The 16,369-nt window shown below is 71.7% G+C and carries 17 protein-coding genes; 7 read left to right on the top strand and 10 right to left on the bottom strand.

Translation table 11 applies throughout. The annotated features are described in order from the left end of the window. Window positions 1-50 precede the first annotated feature (50 nt). Window positions 51-788 (bottom strand): helix-turn-helix domain-containing protein, encoded by a 738-nt coding sequence (locus tag AQJ54_RS38640; protein ID WP_062245725.1) that lies wholly within the window; start codon window positions 786-788, stop codon window positions 51-53. Window positions 789-1,011: 223 nt separating this feature from the next. Between AQJ54_RS38640 and AQJ54_RS38635 the strand changes: the two genes are divergently transcribed. The 3 genes from AQJ54_RS38635 to AQJ54_RS38625 are packed head-to-tail and all read left to right on the top strand — an operon-like array spanning window position 1,012 to window position 3,495. Beyond that, window positions 1,012-1,683, top strand: coding sequence for a DUF4097 family beta strand repeat-containing protein (locus tag AQJ54_RS38635; RefSeq protein WP_062245723.1), 672 nt, complete (start codon window positions 1,012-1,014; stop codon window positions 1,681-1,683). 52 nt (window positions 1,684-1,735) lie between these two features. Continuing rightward, window positions 1,736-2,707, top strand: a complete 972-nt coding sequence (locus AQJ54_RS38630) for an ATP-binding cassette domain-containing protein (protein WP_062245721.1) — start codon at window positions 1,736-1,738, stop codon at window positions 2,705-2,707. Next, on the top strand, window positions 2,704-3,495 hold the full coding sequence (locus tag AQJ54_RS38625) for an ABC transporter permease (protein ID WP_062031382.1): 792 nt from the start codon (window positions 2,704-2,706) through the stop codon (window positions 3,493-3,495). Before AQJ54_RS38630 ends, AQJ54_RS38625 begins: the two co-directional genes overlap by 4 nt. A gap of 110 nt (window positions 3,496-3,605) precedes the next feature. Here AQJ54_RS38625 and AQJ54_RS38620 read toward each other — a convergent pair whose 3' ends face one another. Beyond that, window positions 3,606-3,944: a hypothetical protein gene (locus AQJ54_RS38620; RefSeq protein WP_062031385.1), complete on the bottom strand. Its 339-nt coding sequence runs from the start codon at window positions 3,942-3,944 to the stop codon at window positions 3,606-3,608. Between the two features lie 113 nt (window positions 3,945-4,057). Continuing rightward, window positions 4,058-6,406 carry an immune inhibitor A domain-containing protein gene (locus AQJ54_RS38615; RefSeq protein ID WP_062245719.1) on the bottom strand — a complete coding sequence of 783 codons (2,349 nt, stop codon included), beginning with the start codon at window positions 6,404-6,406 and terminating at the stop codon, window positions 4,058-4,060. A 337-nt stretch (window positions 6,407-6,743) separates the two neighbouring features. On the opposite strand from AQJ54_RS38615, the gene AQJ54_RS38610 reads away from it, so the two are divergent. After that, window positions 6,744-7,004 carry a hypothetical protein gene (locus AQJ54_RS38610; protein WP_062031390.1) on the top strand — a complete coding sequence of 87 codons (261 nt, stop codon included), beginning with the start codon at window positions 6,744-6,746 and terminating at the stop codon, window positions 7,002-7,004. 145 nt (window positions 7,005-7,149) lie between these two features. On the opposite strand, the gene AQJ54_RS38605 is transcribed toward AQJ54_RS38610, so the two are convergent. Beyond that, on the bottom strand, window positions 7,150-7,815 hold the full coding sequence (locus AQJ54_RS38605; RefSeq protein ID WP_062245718.1) for an RDD family protein: 666 nt from the start codon (window positions 7,813-7,815) through the stop codon (window positions 7,150-7,152). A gap of 89 nt (window positions 7,816-7,904) precedes the next feature. Next, window positions 7,905-9,617, bottom strand: a complete 1,713-nt coding sequence (locus tag AQJ54_RS38600; protein WP_079070211.1) for an RDD family protein — start codon at window positions 9,615-9,617, stop codon at window positions 7,905-7,907. 261 nt (window positions 9,618-9,878) lie between these two features. On the opposite strand from AQJ54_RS38600, the gene AQJ54_RS38595 reads away from it, so the two are divergent. Continuing rightward, window positions 9,879-10,355, top strand: coding sequence for an SsgA family sporulation/cell division regulator (locus tag AQJ54_RS38595; protein WP_062031398.1), 477 nt, complete (start codon window positions 9,879-9,881; stop codon window positions 10,353-10,355). A 16-nt stretch (window positions 10,356-10,371) separates the two neighbouring features. On the opposite strand, the gene AQJ54_RS38590 is transcribed toward AQJ54_RS38595, so the two are convergent. Beyond that, window positions 10,372-11,787: an FAD-binding oxidoreductase gene (locus AQJ54_RS38590; RefSeq protein WP_062245714.1), complete on the bottom strand. Its 1,416-nt coding sequence runs from the start codon at window positions 11,785-11,787 to the stop codon at window positions 10,372-10,374. 92 nt (window positions 11,788-11,879) lie between these two features. On the opposite strand from AQJ54_RS38590, the gene AQJ54_RS38585 reads away from it, so the two are divergent. Further along, entirely contained in the window at window positions 11,880-13,316 is a 1,437-nt protein-coding gene (locus AQJ54_RS38585) for a tetratricopeptide repeat protein (protein ID WP_062245712.1), read from the top strand. Between the two features lie 22 nt (window positions 13,317-13,338). On the opposite strand, the gene nthA is transcribed toward AQJ54_RS38585, so the two are convergent. The 4 genes from nthA to hppD are packed head-to-tail and all read right to left on the bottom strand — an operon-like array spanning window position 13,339 to window position 15,753. Beyond that, window positions 13,339-13,926 (bottom strand): nitrile hydratase subunit alpha, encoded by a 588-nt coding sequence (gene nthA / locus AQJ54_RS38580; protein ID WP_062031408.1) that lies wholly within the window; start codon window positions 13,924-13,926, stop codon window positions 13,339-13,341. Further along, a complete protein-coding gene (locus AQJ54_RS47500) occupies window positions 13,913-14,281 on the bottom strand; it encodes an SH3-like domain-containing protein (RefSeq protein ID WP_079070210.1) in 369 nt (122 codons plus the stop codon). Before AQJ54_RS47500 ends, nthA begins: the two co-directional genes overlap by 14 nt. After that, window positions 14,274-14,555, bottom strand: coding sequence for an SH3-like domain-containing protein (locus tag AQJ54_RS47495; protein WP_020138997.1), 282 nt, complete (start codon window positions 14,553-14,555; stop codon window positions 14,274-14,276). The genes AQJ54_RS47500 and AQJ54_RS47495 overlap by 8 nt, the downstream gene beginning before the upstream one ends. A 52-nt stretch (window positions 14,556-14,607) precedes the next feature. Further along, the gene (gene hppD / locus AQJ54_RS38565) at window positions 14,608-15,753 is read right to left on the bottom strand and encodes a 4-hydroxyphenylpyruvate dioxygenase (RefSeq protein ID WP_062031411.1); all 1,146 of its coding nucleotides are present in this window, start codon (window positions 15,751-15,753) and stop codon (window positions 14,608-14,610) included. Between the two features lie 125 nt (window positions 15,754-15,878). On the opposite strand from hppD, the gene AQJ54_RS38560 reads away from it, so the two are divergent. Further along, a complete protein-coding gene (locus tag AQJ54_RS38560) occupies window positions 15,879-16,358 on the top strand; it encodes an Lrp/AsnC family transcriptional regulator (RefSeq protein ID WP_030321076.1) in 480 nt (159 codons plus the stop codon). Window positions 16,359-16,369 lie beyond the last annotated feature (11 nt).

Genomic DNA, 16,369 nt, shown 5'->3' with positions numbered 1-16,369 from the left:
CCGGGGCGGCGTGGCGGCGGGCCCGACCCCCGTGGTCCGGGTGACCCGTCCTAGCCCCCGGTGTCCTGCCGCGGTACCCCCGGCTTGGTGTGGAGGACCTCGCGGGCCTGGTCGGCGGCGCGGGCGATGCTTTCCGAGATGAAGTCCAGGAAGCGGGCCATGTTCTCCAGCCGGGTGGCGGCCGGGGTGCCCGAGCCGAGGACCGGGACGCCCTGGCGTGCGGTCTCGGCGACCTGGGCGGTGGAGCGGGCGCTGGCCATCATCGCCTCGTACATGATCTCGTCGTCGACGACATAGCGCTCCCGCCGGCGCTCGTCGCGCTCCCGCCGGACCATCCCCTGGCCCTCCAGGAACGCGACCGCCTTGGAGACGGACGCCGGACTGACCTGGAGGCGCCGCACCAGGTCGGCCGCGGTGAGGCTGCCCGCGTCGCTGAGGGTGAGCGAGGCCATCACCCGGGCCATCATCTTGGGCGTGCCGGACTGCATGAAGACGGTGGTCAGCGTCTCCTCGTAGGCCCGCACCGCCTCCGCGTCCCGCCCGTGCGCCTGCGGGGGCGCCTCCGCTCCCCGGGGCGCGGCGTGCCTGCGGCGGTGGGCGCGGTGTTCGGTGGCGCGGTGGGCGAGGTCGGCACGGTAGGCGGTGGGCCCGCCGTTGCGCATGACCTCGCGGGTGACGGTCGAGGTCGGCCGGTCCAGGCGTCGGGCGATCTCCGCGTAGGCGAGCCCGTCGGCCAGTCCCAGCGCGATCTGCTGCCGTTCCTGCTGGGTGAGTCGGCCTCCCGGCATCGCGGTTCTCCTTCGTGGTCCGTGGCGGCGTCAGCATAGCGTTCATTTCCATCCTATTGCAACGACCGCCCATCTGACGTTGCATTACCTTCAGGGTCGTTGCAATGAAAAATAGCCTCTGAGCTGCTATTACTGCATCCATGTGCAACTTGCTTATTGCCGATATCGTGAACGCAACGTAGCTTTCCCCTATCGGAAACAGCAACGAGCACTGGAGCCAGTGATGCACACCTTCGCCACCACCACCCCTGTCAGCACCTTCCTCGACATCCCCGCCGGCCGTATCCAGGTCATCGCCGCCGACCGCGCCGACACCACGGTCGAGGTACTGCCCGCCGACGCCAGCAAGAGCCGCGACGTGAAGGCGGCCGAACAGATCCAGGTGTCCTACGACGACGGAGTCCTGCGGATCGCGGCCCCGGCCGCCAAGAACCAGTACTTCGGCCCCACCGGCTCCGTCGAGGTGACGGTCCGGCTGCCGGCGGACTCCCGCGTCGAGGCCAGGGCGGCCGCCGCCGGGTTCCGGGCCGTCGGACGCCTCGGCGACGTGACCTTCGAGGGCGCGTACGGCCCGGTCAAGATCGACGAGGCCGCGACCGTCCGGCTCACCGCCGCCGACGGCGACGTCTCGATCGGCCGGCTGGGCGGCCCCGCGGAGATCAGCACCCAGCGCGGTGACATCCGGATCGCCGAGGCGGTGCGCGGCACGGCCGTGCTGACCACCCAGAAGGGCGACATCTCCGTCGACGCGGCCCGGGGGACCTCCGCCTCCCTGGACGCCGGCACCGGCCACGGCCGGATCAGCAACACGCTCAGGAACACCGACGGGGCCACCGCCGACCTGCACATCCGCGCGACCACCAGCTACGGCGACATCACCGCCCGCGCCCTGTGACCGTCACCGCCGCCCTCGCGGCCCATGCCGACACCGACAAGGAGCACTCCCCATGACCGACCTGGCCATCGCGGCGAACGGGCTGCGCAAGTCCTACGGCGACAAGACCGTCCTCGACGGCGTCGACCTGGCCGTCCCGCAGGGCACGGTGTTCTCCCTGCTCGGCCCGAACGGCGCCGGCAAGACCACCGTCGTCAAGATCCTCTCCACGCTGATCTCCGCCGACCCCGGCACCGGGGACATCCACGTCGGCGGCCACGACCTGGCCAGGGACCCGCAGGCCGTGCGGGCCGCGATCGGGGTCACCGGGCAGTTCTCGGCCGTGGACGGACTGATCACCGGCGAGGAGAACATGCTCCTGATGGCGGACCTGCACCACCTCTCCCGGAGCGAGGGCCGACGGGTGACCGCCGAGCTCCTGGAGCGGTTCGACCTCACGGAGGCGGCCCGCAAGCCCGCCTCCACCTACTCCGGCGGGATGAAGCGCCGACTCGACATCGCCATGACCCTGGTCGGCGGGCCGCGGATCATCTTCCTCGACGAGCCCACCACCGGACTCGACCCGCGCTCCCGGCACGCCATGTGGCAGGTCGTGCGGGAGCTGGTCGCGGGCGGGGTCACCGTGCTGCTCACCACGCAGTACCTGGAGGAGGCCGACCAGCTCGCCGACCGGATCGCGGTCCTGCACGACGGCGGGATCGCCGCGCAGGGCACCGCCGAGGAGCTCAAACGGCTCGTCCCCGGCGGCCATGTCCGGCTCCGTTTCACCGACCCGGCGGCCTACCGGGCGGCCCTCGCCGCCCTGCCCGAGACGACCGCCGACGACGAGACCCTGACGCTCCGGATCCCCAGCGGCGGCAGCCAGCGCGAGCTGCGCTCCCTCCTCGGCCGGCTCGACACGGCCGGGGTCGAGGCCGACGAGCTGACCGTGCACACCCCCGACCTCGACGACGTGTTCTTCGCCCTCACCGGCGGGGACGACCAGCCGCACCTGCCCCGGCAACCCAAGGAGACCGTCCGATGAGCACCCTCTCTCTCGCCGTCCGCGACTCCTCCACCATGCTGCGCCGCAACCTCCTGCACGCCCGGCGCTACCCCTCCCTCACCCTGAACCTGCTGCTCACGCCGATCATGCTGTTGCTGCTCTTCGTCTACGTCTTCGGCGACACCATGAGCGCGGGCATCGGCGGCGCCGGCGCGGGCCGCTCGGCGTACGTGGCCTACCTGGTCCCGGGCCTGCTGCTGATGACCATCGGCTCCACCACCATCGGGACCGCGGTCTCCGTCTCCAACGACATGAGCGAGGGCATCATCGCCCGCTTCCGGACGATGGCGATCCACCGCGGTTCGGTGCTCGTGGGGCACGTCGTCGGCAGCGTGCTCCAGTCCGTGATCAGCGTGGTCCTGGTCGGTGCCGTGGGGGTCGCGGTCGGCTTCCGCTCGACGGACGCCACCGCCCTGGAGTGGCTCGCGGCCTTCGGACTGCTCGTGCTCTTCGCCACCGCGCTCACCTGGATCGCGGTCGGCATGGGCCTGGTCAGCCCCAACGCGGAGGCGGCGAGCAACAACGCCATGCCGCTGATCTTCCTGCCGCTGATCTCCAGCGCGTTCGTGCCGGTCCACGCGATGCCGGGCTGGTTCCAGCCGATCGCCGAGTACCAGCCCTTCACCCCGGCCATCGAGACCCTGCGCGGACTGCTCCTGGGCACGGAGATCGGGAACAACGGGTGGCTGGCCCTCGCCTGGTGCGTCGGTCTCGCGGTGCTCGGCTACCGCTGGTCCGTCTCGAAGTTCGACCAGGACCCGCGGTAGGCCTGCCGCAGACCTCACGGTCCTCAACGCCTCCAAGACCCCCGAGAGCCCCCGAGAGCCGCCGCTCCCGGGGGCCCCGGTCGTCGGGGGCTCGGTCGTCGGAGGCCCGGTCAGGCCGCCGCGGACCGCCTCAGCATCCTGATCGGGTGCCACAGCTCCTGGGCGAGCTCGGGACCGCCCGAGACAGCGTTGTCAGGGGCGGTACGCCATATGAGGCCGTCCGGATGGTGCAGTACGGCCGTGATCTCGTCGGGGCTCGGGGGCGCCGCGTTGCCCCGCAGGTAGACCGCGCGCAGCCCCAGGTTGCGCAGCCTGGTCAGGGCGCGCGCCCGGTTCTGGGCGTGGACGAGCACCCGCATGCTGCCGCAGCCGGCGGCGGGCGGGCGGGGCAGGTTCAGTGCCACCACCACGGTGCCGTTCGGCAGCTTGCAGAAACCTCCTGCGGCCATGCAGTCACACCCCCGTGTGCGTCGGTGTCAATAAGGAAGTCACAGCACGCACCTAAACACGATCGGCGGCAACCCGCCAGGGGTTGCCGCCGATACGCTTCTGACCTGTGGTTTTACTTCTTCTTGGCCGAAGGTCCGACCTGGAGCGTGATCGTCGAGCCGTTCAGGGGCTCCTTCACGATCGTGATCCGGGTGTTGGTGTCAGTGATCTTGACGCCCGCGAGCGGGTTGGTCTCGTCGTAGTACGTCGAGCGTCCGTCGTCGAAGACCGGGACACCGGGCTGGGACTTGATCTTCGTCGCGACGTCGGCCTTGTGGAGCGTGATGCCGTCCGTCGGGTACCAGCTGAAGGTCGAGTCGTAGGCCTGGATGCGGTTGCGCATCAGCGTGCCGTCGGACCACTTCAGCGCGGTCGGGTGCGAGTCGATCGGCAGGATCAGACCCCGGCCCGCGTGCGCGCTGGTGTTGTCGTCCTTCTGGGAGGTGTCCCACTTCCAGATCAACAGGCCGTTCTGGTAGGCGTAGTGCTCCACCCAGTCCGGACGGGTCGTCGAGAAGCCGTAGTTGTACGGGCCGACCTTCAACACCTTGTCGTACGACACGTATTGGCGGTTCTCGGCGATGTAGTACTGCGCGTACTCGTCGGTGAAGGAGGCGCCGACCCGGCGGAAGCCCTTCGCGGTCCAGGCGGTGTCCGCGCTCTCCGCGTTGTCCGAGAAGAGGACCGAGCCGTCCGCGGTCAGCGTGATCTCGTCGGCCGCGAAGCCCTTGAGGGACGTGCCGCCGTCGGTGGCGTAACGGAAGCGCAGGCTGACCTTCTTGCCCGCGTAGGAGTTCAGCGGGTAGGTCAGCTTCTGGTACGCCGCGACCGAGCCGGTGAGGGCCGGCTTGCCGCTGCCGTCCCGCGGGATGGCGGTGCCGTCGGCCAACGTGCCGTCGAGCGGGGTGTAGTTGGCGCCGCCGTCGGTGGAGACCTCGGCGTACAGGTAGTCGTAGTCCTGCTCGATGTCCCACCAGCCGTCGAGGGTGAGGGAGGCGGCGGACTTGCCGGTGAGGTCGACCGTGCGGGTCAGGGTGTTCTCGAGGTCGTCGCCGGTGTCGCTCCACCACTGGGTGGCACCCTGCGCCGGGGTGGTCACCTCGGTGGTGACCGGCTTCTTCGGCAGCTGGACCACGAGGGCCTGCGGGTCCTTGGTGTTGTACTCCGCGACGCCCAGCTTGTGGTGGGACCGCTTGCCGGCCTTGGCCACCTCGTAGTCCAGCCAGCCCAGTTGGAGCTTGTCCCAGGCGTTCATGTCGCCGGGCAGGTCACCGATCGCGTCCTTGCCCGTGCCGAGCCAGGAGCCGGACGACATCAGCGTCCAGAAGCCGGTGGAGTTCTCGCCGCCGCCGGAGGTGTCGTACTCGTCGGGCAGGCCGAGGTCGTGGCCGTACTCGTGCGCGAAGACGCCGAGGCCACCGTTCTCCGGCTGGATGGTGTAGTCGCCGACCCAGACGCCGGTGTCACCGATCTCGGTGCCGCCGCGCTTGTTGGTGTCGGGTCCGGTGACGCCCTTGTCGGTGCCGAAGGCGTACCAGCGGTGCGCCCAGATGGCGTCCTCGCCCTGCGCGCCGCCGCCCGCGGACTCGTCCTCGCCGGCGTGCACGATCTGGAAGTGGTCGATGTAGCCGTCCGGCTCGTTGAAGTTCCCGTCGCCGTCGTAGTCGTAGCGGTCCCACTGGTCGAACTCGGCCAGCTCCGCGGATATCTCGGCGGCCGTGTCACCGGCGGCCTCGCGCTGCGCGACCCAGGCGTTCACGCCGTCCTGGACCGCGTACCAGGCACCGGTCGCGGCGTCGTTGGAGCCGTAACGGGCCTCGTTGTAGGGCACCTTGACCCAGTCGGTGACCTCGCCGTCGACCGAGTAGCGGCCCGAGGACTGCTTCTCGTAGTACGACTTGAGCGTGGCGTTGCCCTTGCCGAAGTACAGGTCCTGGTAGTGGGCCCGGTCGAAGTCGGCCTGCCAGTCGGTGCTGTTGTTGGTCTTGCGGTCCGGAGCCTCGATGCGGTTGTGCAGGGGGCCGGGGGTGCCGCCGTAGCGGGGGTCGACCTGGTCGCCGAACTCGACGAGGATCGTGAAGATCTTGTCGGTCTTCTCGCGGCCGAGCTCGACGTACTTGCTGCCGCCCTTGCGGCCCTTGAGCTGGACGACCTTCGAGCCGTTCCTCTCCTTGACCGTCGCCTGACCGGCGATGACCTGCTGGAGGGCTTCCTCACGCTGGGCGTCCTGCGTGCGGCTGTACGGGCCGTCGAAGTCGTGCTCCTTGGCCTTGGCAGGCTGCGGGTCCTGCCGGTCCACCGCGGGGGTGCCCGCGGGCTTCTCCGCGGCCTGCGCCACGGCGAACGTCGAGAACGTGGCCGAGGCCGCGGCTATCGCCACGACCGTCGCGGCGGTCCTGAACGTCCAGGATCTGTCCGTCACTTGTACCTCTCCCCTATCCAGGCAAGTGATCGGTATTTGACTAAAGGTTGACGAGAAAAGACAGATCTTGACTTGGACCCGTCAAGTGCATTATTGGGAGCCGGTGTTCGCATTGCGGACACATGACCGCAACAGAACAGGCGCGCACAGATGTCCACTTGGTGGACGCCATGACTCCGTGCGCCCCCTGTGCTCCGGCACTGTTCGTTAGGTCACGCTTACTGCTCGTTCCACTCGGGCACACAGCCGATTAGAGTCGATTGGCGGAACGCCCGGATGTCGGCGGAATGCCAGGCCGACACCCCCCGTGGATCCCCAATTCCGAGGACCGATTGCCATGCCTCGTCCGACCGCCGCACAGCTCGCCTACGGTTCGATCACCGTCATCTTCTCGACGCTCGCCATGCTGCTGCTGTCACAGACGAGTTCGGCCGTGGGGACAGCGGTCATCGCCGTCTCGGCGCTCGCCCTCGGCCTGCTGGTGGCCCTGACGGTGCCCCAGCCCAAGTCCCGCGTGGTCGCGCTCCGCAAGCCCGCCGAGCAGCGGGCCGAGGAGCCCGTACCGGCCGGGGCCACGAGCTCCAAGACCGCGGCCTGAACACCCCTGCGACCGCGGCCTGAACGCCCTGTCACCGCACCGCGCGCTCCGGTCCGACCCCCGGGTAGGTGGGGTCGGGCCGGAGCGCGCGGTCGGGTGAGCACCGGGTGCCGGCGGCCCGGCAGGGCGACCGGCACCGGCCGTGTCAGGTCGTGACCACCACCGTCTTGGCCGCCTTGTCGTGCAGGCCCTGCTTGTAGGGCTTGTCGAAGTAGCTCCAGCCACCCGAGATCGCGGTCCAGATGCAGGCGCAGCAGAACGCGAACGGGATCCACAGCACCGCCGAGCGGGTCAGCGTGCTCTGCACGGAGGGCGTGGAGCCGTTGTCGAGGTTCGCCACCCGCATCCCGAGCCACTTCTTGCCGAGCGTCTGCCCGGACCGGGTGATCAGGACGGTGTCGTAGGCGATGTAGAGCACCGCCGCGAGCGCCGACTGGGCGAGCGACTTGCCGACCTGCATGTTGTCGCTGCTGACGTCGTACTCGCTCACCCCGAAGCCCCAGGTGATCAGCCAGACGACGATGCCCACCAGGATCATGTCGATGATGCGGGCGAGCGTGCGCCGGCCGCTGGGGGCCAGCGGGGGCATGCCGGCCAGCGGGTCGGCCGGACCGCCGCCATAAGGGGCACCACCGTACGGGGCACCACCGCCGTAGGGGGCACCACCGCCGCCGGAGGGGCTTCCGCCGTGCGGCGGTGGCGGCGGTGCGCTGTACGGCGATCCCGAGCCCTCGTCGGGCGGGGGCTGTTTCCTGAACCGGTCGTCATCCGGTGGCTGCTCGCCGGAGCCAGGGGGCGGTTGACTGCTCATGGCCCGAGTGGACCGCGAACCTCCCGGTTCCGCATCCGGCGAGCGGCCGTCCGGAGTACCGAATCCGGTACGCCGTTCGCCGGACCCGCTCAGCCCGCCACGAACGTATGTGCCGCCTTGTCGTGCCAGCACTGGTGCCACGGCCGGTCGAACAGGCACCACACGACACCCACGAGACCGACACCGAGCAGGCCCGGCACGCTGTACACGAGCCAGCGGCGCAGGGCCCCGCCGAAGGACGGCGGCTCGTGGGCCTCGATGTCCCGCACCTCCAGGCCGAACAGCTTCTTGCCGAGCGTGCGGCCCCACTTGGCGGTGGGCAGTGCTTCGTACAGGGTGCCGGCGACCAGGAGGACGGCGACCACGATCGCGAGGTAGACCGACGTGGTGCCGTCCAGCAGCCAGACCGTCACGGTCTCGCCGGAGAGCTTGGCCGCGTCCACCTTGTCGCTGATGTGGTCGGCGGCCTTGGTGCCGAGCGGGACGGCGGCCACGGCGGTCACCGCGCCGACCACCAGGGTGTCGAGCAGACGGGCGGCCAGGCGCTTGCCCAGGGCCGCGGGGCGCGCGGCGGCCTGCCGCCGGGCGGCCGCCTGGAAGATGTCCTCCACCGGCGGCTTCCAGGGCGCGGGCTGCTCCTCGTCGGACCCGGCGAGCCGGTGCACCTGCTGGGCCCAGGAGGGCTGACCGCCACCGGGGCCGGCGCTCATGGGCGTGGCGCTCACGGGACCGGCGTTCACCGGCCCGGCGGCCTGCTGCGGGAGTCCCTGCGGTGCCGCTCCCTGCGGTGCCGCTCCCGGCTGGACGGCTCCCGGCTGGATAGCTCCCGGCTGGACGGCTCCCTGCGGCTGCCCTCCTTGCGGAGGCACGCCCGGAGGGGCCGTCCGGGGTCCCGCGGCGGGGGCGGACTGCTGAGGGCCGGAGAGGGCCGTGGCCGCGGCGGAGGCGGCCCGCTCGGCGGCGGCCTTGCCGGCCCCGAAACCGGGCGCGTCGGGGTCGGGGGCCGGGGTGCCGTGGGCTCCGCCCTGGGCCGTGGGGCCGGAATACGTGGGTCCGGGCGTGCTTCCGCTCTGCGCCCCGGGACCCTCGCCCTGCTGCGCCGTGCGCGGGGAGAGCGCGCGGAACGTCATGGTGCCCTCGTCGGTGCCGGGGGCCGGCGCGGTGGGCCTGCGGAAGACCCGGGTGCCGCCGTCCTCGTCCGGCTCGGCGGACGGGATCGTCGCGGTGCCGTCGGTACGGGTGGCGTGACCGTCGGGCTGGGCGGGAGAGCCTCCGTCGGCGGCCTGACCCGTGACGGCCACCCGCGGGTCGACCCCGTGCGGACCGCCCTGCTGCGGTACGCCCTGCTGCGGTACGCCCTGAGCCCCGCCCTGCCGGGCCGCCCCCTGGGGCCCGCCCGCCGCCCCGCCCGGTGCGCCCTGCTGGGCCCCTTGCTGAGCCTGTGCGGCCGCCTGCAAGGACCCCCACGACACCCGGCGGTCCTGGTCGCCGCCGAAGCCCGCCTGGTGGGCCCGGTCGGCGGTCCACGCGGACGCGGGTTCGGGACGGTTGCCGCGCCGGGCGTCCACGGCTTCCGCCGGGTCCTCGTCGAAGAAGTGCGGGCCGGTCTCCTCGACCGGAGCGGGGGCCGGGCCGGAACCCGTCGGGGGTGCGAGCGGTTCGCCTGCCGCCGGGGCGGGGCGGCTGGTGCCCGGCACCCAGGAAGCGCCGTTCCAGTAACGGACATATCCAGGAATGGACGGGTCCGGGTAGTAGCCCTCACGGGGCCTGTCGTCACCGGGTGCCGGGGTTGGGGCGCTCATGTCCGTCGTCCCGTATCTGCTCGGAGGTCAATGGAGGGGGGTCCACATCTATCAGACCGGCGCAGGACCCACCGCCAGTCCCACCGGACCCACCCCTTTTGCGCACGACCGGAGACCGCACGTGCTACCGGCCGCGGCACCGGGCCGCGGCTGCCGGAAAAAAGTTCGCCGAACCCGCGTAATGATCCCCGCCCCTCCCCCCTCTCCCTCGTACGGGCCCACCGCAGGGCCCGCGTCAGAGCCGAGAGAGGAACGAACGACATGCACCACACCGTGGTGGAGCGCGAACTGGAGCTCAACCTGATCCTGTCGCCCGAGCGCAGCATCCCGGTCCCGGCCCGGCTGAGCTACCGCAGCGACGACCCCTTCGCCGTCCACGTCACCTTCCACATCGGCTCGGACCATCCCGTGCACTGGACCTTCGCCCGCGAACTCCTCGTGGAGGGGGTGTTCCGCCCGTGCGGGCACGGGGACGTACGGGTGTGGCCGACGAAGGCCGGTGGCCGCGGCCTGGTGCTGATGGCGCTGAGCTCCCCGGACGGCGACGCCCTCCTGGAGGCCCCGGCCGCGCAGGTCTCGGCCTGGCTGGAGCGCACGCTCAGGGCGGTCCCGCCGGGCACCGAGGGGGAGCAGCTCGGTCTCGACGACGCCCTGGCCGAGCTGCTGACCCCCACCCCGGCCGACGACCTCTGGCTGTGCGACCCGTGGCCGGGCGACGAGTCCAAGGACGGGGAGTGAACCGGAGCGCGCGGCCTCAGAACAGCTTGCCGGGGTTCAGGATCCCCAGCGGGTCGAAGACGCCCTTCACCGCCCGCTGCATCTCCACCCCCACCGGGCCGATCTCGCGCGCCAGCCACTCCTTCTTCAGGACGCCCACCCCGTGCTCCCCGGTGATCGTGCCGCCGAGTTCCAGGCCGAGGGCCATGATCTCGTCGAAGGACTCCCGGGCCCGCCGGGACTCGTCCGCGTCGGCGGCGTCGAAGCAGACCGTGGGGTGGGTGTTGCCGTCCCCCGCGTGGGCGACGACACCGATGGTGAGCCGGTACTTCTCGGCGATCCGCTCGGTCCCCTCGAGCATCTCGGCGAGCCGGGAGCGCGGCACGCACACGTCGTCGATCATCGTGGTGCCCTTGACGGCCTCGAGCGCGGTGAGGGACAGCCTGCGGGCCTGGAGCAGCAGTTCGGACTCGGCGAAGTCCTCGGCCGGGACGACCTGCGTGGCGCCCGCCGCCTCGCACAGCGCACCGAGGGCGGCGAGGTCGGCCGCCGGGTCCGTGGTGTCGAAGGCGGCCAGCAGCAGGGCCTCGGTGGACTCCGGGAGTCCCATGTGCGCGAGGTCGTTGACGGCCCGGACCGTCGTACGGTCCATCAGTTCGAGGAGGGACGGCACGTGCCCGCCCTCCATGATCCGGCACACCGCGTCGCAGGCGGCGGCCCCCGAGGCGAACTCCGCGGCCAGCACCAGCTGCCCGGGGGGCTGCGGCTTCAGTGCCAGGGTCGCCCGGACGACGATCCCGAGCGAGCCCTCGGAGCCGACGAAGAGGCGGGTCAGGTCGTATCCGGCGACGCCCTTCGCGGTACGGCGGCCCGTGGACATGAGCCGTCCGTCGGCGAGGACGACGTCCAGGCCGAGGACGTACTCCGCCGTCACCCCGTACTTCACGCAGCACAGCCCGCCGGAGGCGGTGCCGATGTTGCCGCCGATCGTGCACATCTCCCAGCTGGAGGGGTCCGGCGGGTAGTACAGGCCGAGTTCGTTGACGGCGCGGGAGAGGGTCGCGTTGACGACTCCCGGTTCGACGACGGCGATCCGGTCGACCGGGTTGATCTCCAGGATCCGGTCCATCTTCGTCAGGGACAGCACGATGCAGCCGTCGGAGGCGTTGGCCCCGCCCGACAGGCCCGTGCGGGCGCCCTGCGGGACGACCGGGACGCGCAGCTCGGTGGCGACGCGCATGACGTGCTGGACCTGCTCGACGGTGCGCGGCAGCACGACCACGGCCGGCGTGCCGGCCGGGCAGAAGCTCGCCATGTCGTGGGCGTAGGAGGCCGTGACGTCCGTGTCGACCAGGACGGTCTCGGCGGGCAGACCACTCAGCAGACGGTCGACGAGGGTGCCAGTGACCGCTGTGTCTTCATCGCGACGCGCTTCGATACGGCTCATGATCACAGCGTCGCACCGGGGGCCATCGGTGTGAACCCCGTCCGGGACGGCTGCCGCGTGCCGGGGCGGGATCGTCGTACTGACGCACAGTGAGCGCCATGGAGAACAGCGCCACGGAGAAAACGGTGACCGAGGACCGCTCGGGTGAGTCGCGGCAGGCGCGGCGGGTCCGGCTGCGCGGACGCCTCCTGATCGCCGCGGTCGCCGGGTGCGCGGTGCTCGGTACGGCCCTGATGCTGCTGCCGCCCTCGGGGCACCCGGCGTCGCACGCTGCCGCTCCGGCCCCCGGCGCCCAGGCGCTGACGGCGGTCGCCGACGGGGTGCCGGCCGCGCTGCCCGGTCTGGCGGCCCTGATCCGTGAGCGGGAGAGCCGGGTGCGCCGGCATCCGCGGGACGCGGCGTCGTGGGCGGTGCTCGGGACGGCGTACGCCGAACAGGGGCGGCGGACGGCCGACGCGGCGTTCTATCCGAAGGCGGAGGACGCGCTGCGGACGTCCCTGAAGGTACGGCGGAACGCGGAGGCGCTGGCCGGTCTGGCCGCCCTCGCCAACGCCCGCCGGGACTTCCGGACGGCGAAGTCCTGGGGCGAGGAGGCCCGGCAGCTGGAGCCGGGGCGGTGGACGGCGTATCCGGCGCTGCTCGACGCGTACGAGGGGCTCGGTGACTACAAGGCGGTCGGCAGGACGCTGGAGCGGCTGACGGAGCTGCGGTCGGGGCCGGCGGTGCTGGCCCGGGCGGCGGCCGTGTACCGGGACCGGGGCCGGCGCGAGGACGCGGCGGCCGCCCTCTCCGACGCGGCGGCCGGGGCCCGAGCACCCGCTGAGCGGGCCGCGTATCTGGAGCGGGCCGGGCAGCTGGCCTTCGAGCGCGGCGACCGCGAGGAGGCGCTGCGGTACTTCCGGGAGGCGGTGCGTGCCGACCCCGACCAGCGGGCCGCGCAGGCCGGCCGGGGCCGGGCGCTTGCGGCGCTGGGCCGCCCGGCCGAGGCCGTGCACGCCTACCGGACCGCCCTCGCGCAGCAGCCACTGCCGCAGTACGCCCTGGAACTGGGCGAGTTGTACGAGTCCCAAGGGCAGGCGCGGGCGGCCCGGGCGCAGTACGGCCTGCTGCGGGCGGCGGTGGCCGGGGCGGCGGCCGGTGGCGTCGACGAGGAGCTGGTGCTGGGGCGGTTCGAGGCGGACCACGGTGACCCGGCCTCCGCGGTGACGCGGTTGCGGGCCGAGTGGCAGCGGCAGCCGGGGATCGAGGTGGCGGACGCGCTGGGCTGGGCGCTGCACCGGGCGGGCCAGGACGAGGAGGCCCTGCGGTACGCCCGGATCGCGACGGACCGGGTGCACGGCGGCGGGGTGCGCAGCGCGCCGTACATGTACCACCTGGGCATGATCGAGCGGGACTCGGGACGGAGCGCGTCCGCCCGCCGGCACCTTCAGGAGGCCCTGCGGATCAACCCCTGGTTCTCGCCCCTGTGGACCCCGGCGGCGGGGCAGGCGCTGGCGGACCTGGGCGAGGTGCCGGAGGAGGGGCTGCCGGAGTAGGAGCGGCGGACGTGGAGGGGGGTCACAACGCGGCCGTGCCGATGAGGGCGTTCCTCGTCACGAGGGCCGCGAGTTCCTCCTCGCCCAGTCCTTCGGTGCCCTCGGGCCTGCGGGGCAGGACCAGGTACCGGGTCTCCGCGCTGGAGTCCCACACCGTGATGTCCGTGCCGGGCGGCAGCTCCAGGCCGAACTCCCGCAGCACCTCGCGGGGTTCGCGCACCACGCGGGAGCGGTAGGCCTCGGACTTGTACCAGCTGGGTGAGGGGCCGAGCAGGCGCAGCGGGTAGCAGGAGCACAGGGTGCAGACGACGACGTTGTGGCGGGAGGCGGTGTTCTCGACCACCCTCAGACGCTGGAACGAGCCCTCCATGTACCCGAGTTCGCGGACGGCGGCCGTGCCGTCCGCGAGCAGCCGGGCCCGGTAGGCGTCGTCGGTCCAGGCCCGGGCCACGACCCGGGCGCCGTTGGCCGGGGAGGACTCCGCGAGGAACGCGTCGATCGCCTCGTCCAGCCGCTCCCCGGTGATCAGCCCCTTCTCCTCCAGGAGGGTCTCCAGGCGCCTGACCCGCCGGGCGATCGTGGCGTCGGTGTGGTGGTCACCGCTCGTCATCGGGGTCCTCCTCCAGATAGCTCTCCCACAGGTCCAGGACGACGTGGTGGTCGCCCTCGCCCCACAGGTCGCGGGCCTCGAAGCGGACCGCGTAGATCTGCTCGACGGGCGCGTCCCCGCGTCCCCGCGCGCTGATGTCGGCCAGCTCCTCCGGGCCCTCCGGCTCCACGACCACACCCCGCTTGCCGCGCGCGTACCGCGGCAGGCGGGTGTGGTGCGGCGGGTCGTGGCGGTAGGTGCGGACCCTGGTGCCGGGCGGGAAACGGTCCGGAGCGGCCATTTCCGGAGCGGCCGGGTCCGGGGCCGCAAGGTCCGGGGCAGCCATGTCCGGGGCAGCCGGGTGCGCGTCAGTCATCGAGCGCCCCCGGTTCGAGCACGCCCTTGCGCTCCAGCAGCGCGCAGATCGCCGTGAACCAGCGCTCGTAGTACGAGGCCGCCAGGTACTCGCCCGGCGGCATCGACTCGATGGCGTCCCGGAACTCGTTGGTGTTGAAGATCCCTTGTGCGCGCAGGGTGTTGTAGAGCCCGACGACCCGGGCCTCCCAGTCCGCGTGGAAGGGCTCGGTGTCGTCGGTGGTGTCGATCGCGCCGAACCCCTGCGTGCCGCCCACGTCGTTGATCCTGGCCATGGGGCCAGCGTACGAGCAGACGGCCGCGAGGGGACCGGATGTCGCCCCGGGACTAGAGGTTGCCGCGCTTCTCCTGCTCCCGCTCGATGGCCTCGAACAGGGCCTTGAAGTTGCCCTTGCCGAAGCCCATCGAGCCGTGCCGCTCGATGATCTCGAAGAAGACGGTCGGCTTGTCCTGGACCGGCTTGGTGAAGATCTGGAGCAGATAGCCGTCCTCGTCGCGGTCGGCGAGGATCTTCAGCTCGCGGAGCGTGTCGACGGGGACGCGGGTGTCGCCGACCCACTCGCCGAGGGTGTCGTAGTAGGAGTCGGGGGTGTCGAGGAACTGGACGCCGGCCGCGCGCATGGTCCGTACGGTCTGCACGATGTCGTTGGTGTTCAGCGCGATGTGCTGGACCCCGGCGCCGCCGTAGAACTCCAGGTACTCGTCGATCTGGGACTTCTTCTTGGCGATGGCGGGCTCGTTGATCGGGAACTTCACCTTGAGGGTGCCGTCGGCCACGACCTTCGACATCAGGGCGCTGTACTCGGTCGCGATGTCGTCGCCCACGAACTCCTTCATGTTCGTGAAGCCCATGACCTTGTTGTAGAAGCCGACCCACTCGTTCATCCGGCCGAGTTCGACGTTGCCGACGCAGTGGTCGATCGCCTGGAAGGTGCGGTGGGCGGGCGGCTCGACGATCGGGGCGGCCGCGGTGAAGCCCGGGAGGTAGGGGCCGTCGTAGCCGGTGCGCTCGACCAGGGTGTGGCGGGTCTCGCCGTAGGTGGCGATCGCGGCGAGGACGACGGTGCCGTGCTCGTCCTTCAGCTCGTACGGCTCGGCCACCGAGCGGGCGCCGTGCGCGAGGGCGTAGTCGTAGGCGCGGCGGGCGTCCGGGACCTCGATGGCGAGGTCGACCACGCCGTCGCCGTGCTCGGCCACGTGCTGGGCGAGGAAGTGGCCCCACGGGGTGGCGGCCTTGATGACCGACGTGAACACGAAACGGGCCGAGCCGTTCTCGAGGACGTACGACGCGGTCTCGCGGCTGCCGTTCTCCGGTCCGGAGTACGCGACGAGCCGCATGCCGAAGGCGGTCGAGTAGTAGTGCGCCGCCTGCTTGGCGTTGCCGACGGCGAAGACGACCGCGTCCATTCCCTTGACCGGGAAGGGATCGGCCTGCCGGGCGGTGTCGGGAGCGTGGTGTGTGGTCTGCGTCATGCGGGAAGACTGGACCCGCCCTGCAAGGTGCGCAATAGTTCGCGTCTTCGCTGAACAATGTGTTCAGTCGTACGGCCGCTTCGGCGGCCTTTCTGTACAGGATGACCATCGGATCGGGAGGCCCCGTGGGGATCGACGAGCTGGACGGGCGGATCATCGTGCTGCTCGCGCGCGAGCCGCGGATCGGGGTCCTGGAGATGTCCCGGCGGCTGGGGGTGGCCCGGGGGACCGCGCAGGCCCGGCTCGACCGGCTTCAGTCGAACGGAGTCATCCGCGGATTCGGGCCGCAGGTCGATCCGGCGGCGCTCGGCTACCCGGTGACCGCGTTCGCCACGCTCCAGATCCGGCAGGGGCAAGGACCGGACGTACGGGCCCACTTGGCGACCGTGCCGGAGGTGCTGGAGCTGCACACCACCACCGGCGGCGGGGACATGCTGTGCCGGCTCGTGGCCCGCTCCAACGCCGATCTCCAGCGGGTGATCGACCGGGTCGTCGGTTTCGATGGGATCGTCCGGGCCTCCACCGCGATCGTCATGGAGAACCCCGTTCCGCTGCGGATCATCCCGCTGGTGGAGCAGGCGGCGGAGGACTCGGTGCGCTCCTGACCGCGACCCGA

Source organism: Streptomyces griseorubiginosus, assembly GCF_001514195.1.
GTDB lineage: Bacteria > Actinomycetota > Actinomycetes > Streptomycetales > Streptomycetaceae > Streptomyces > Streptomyces griseorubiginosus.
This window is presented reverse-complemented; position numbering and strand designations above follow the sequence as displayed.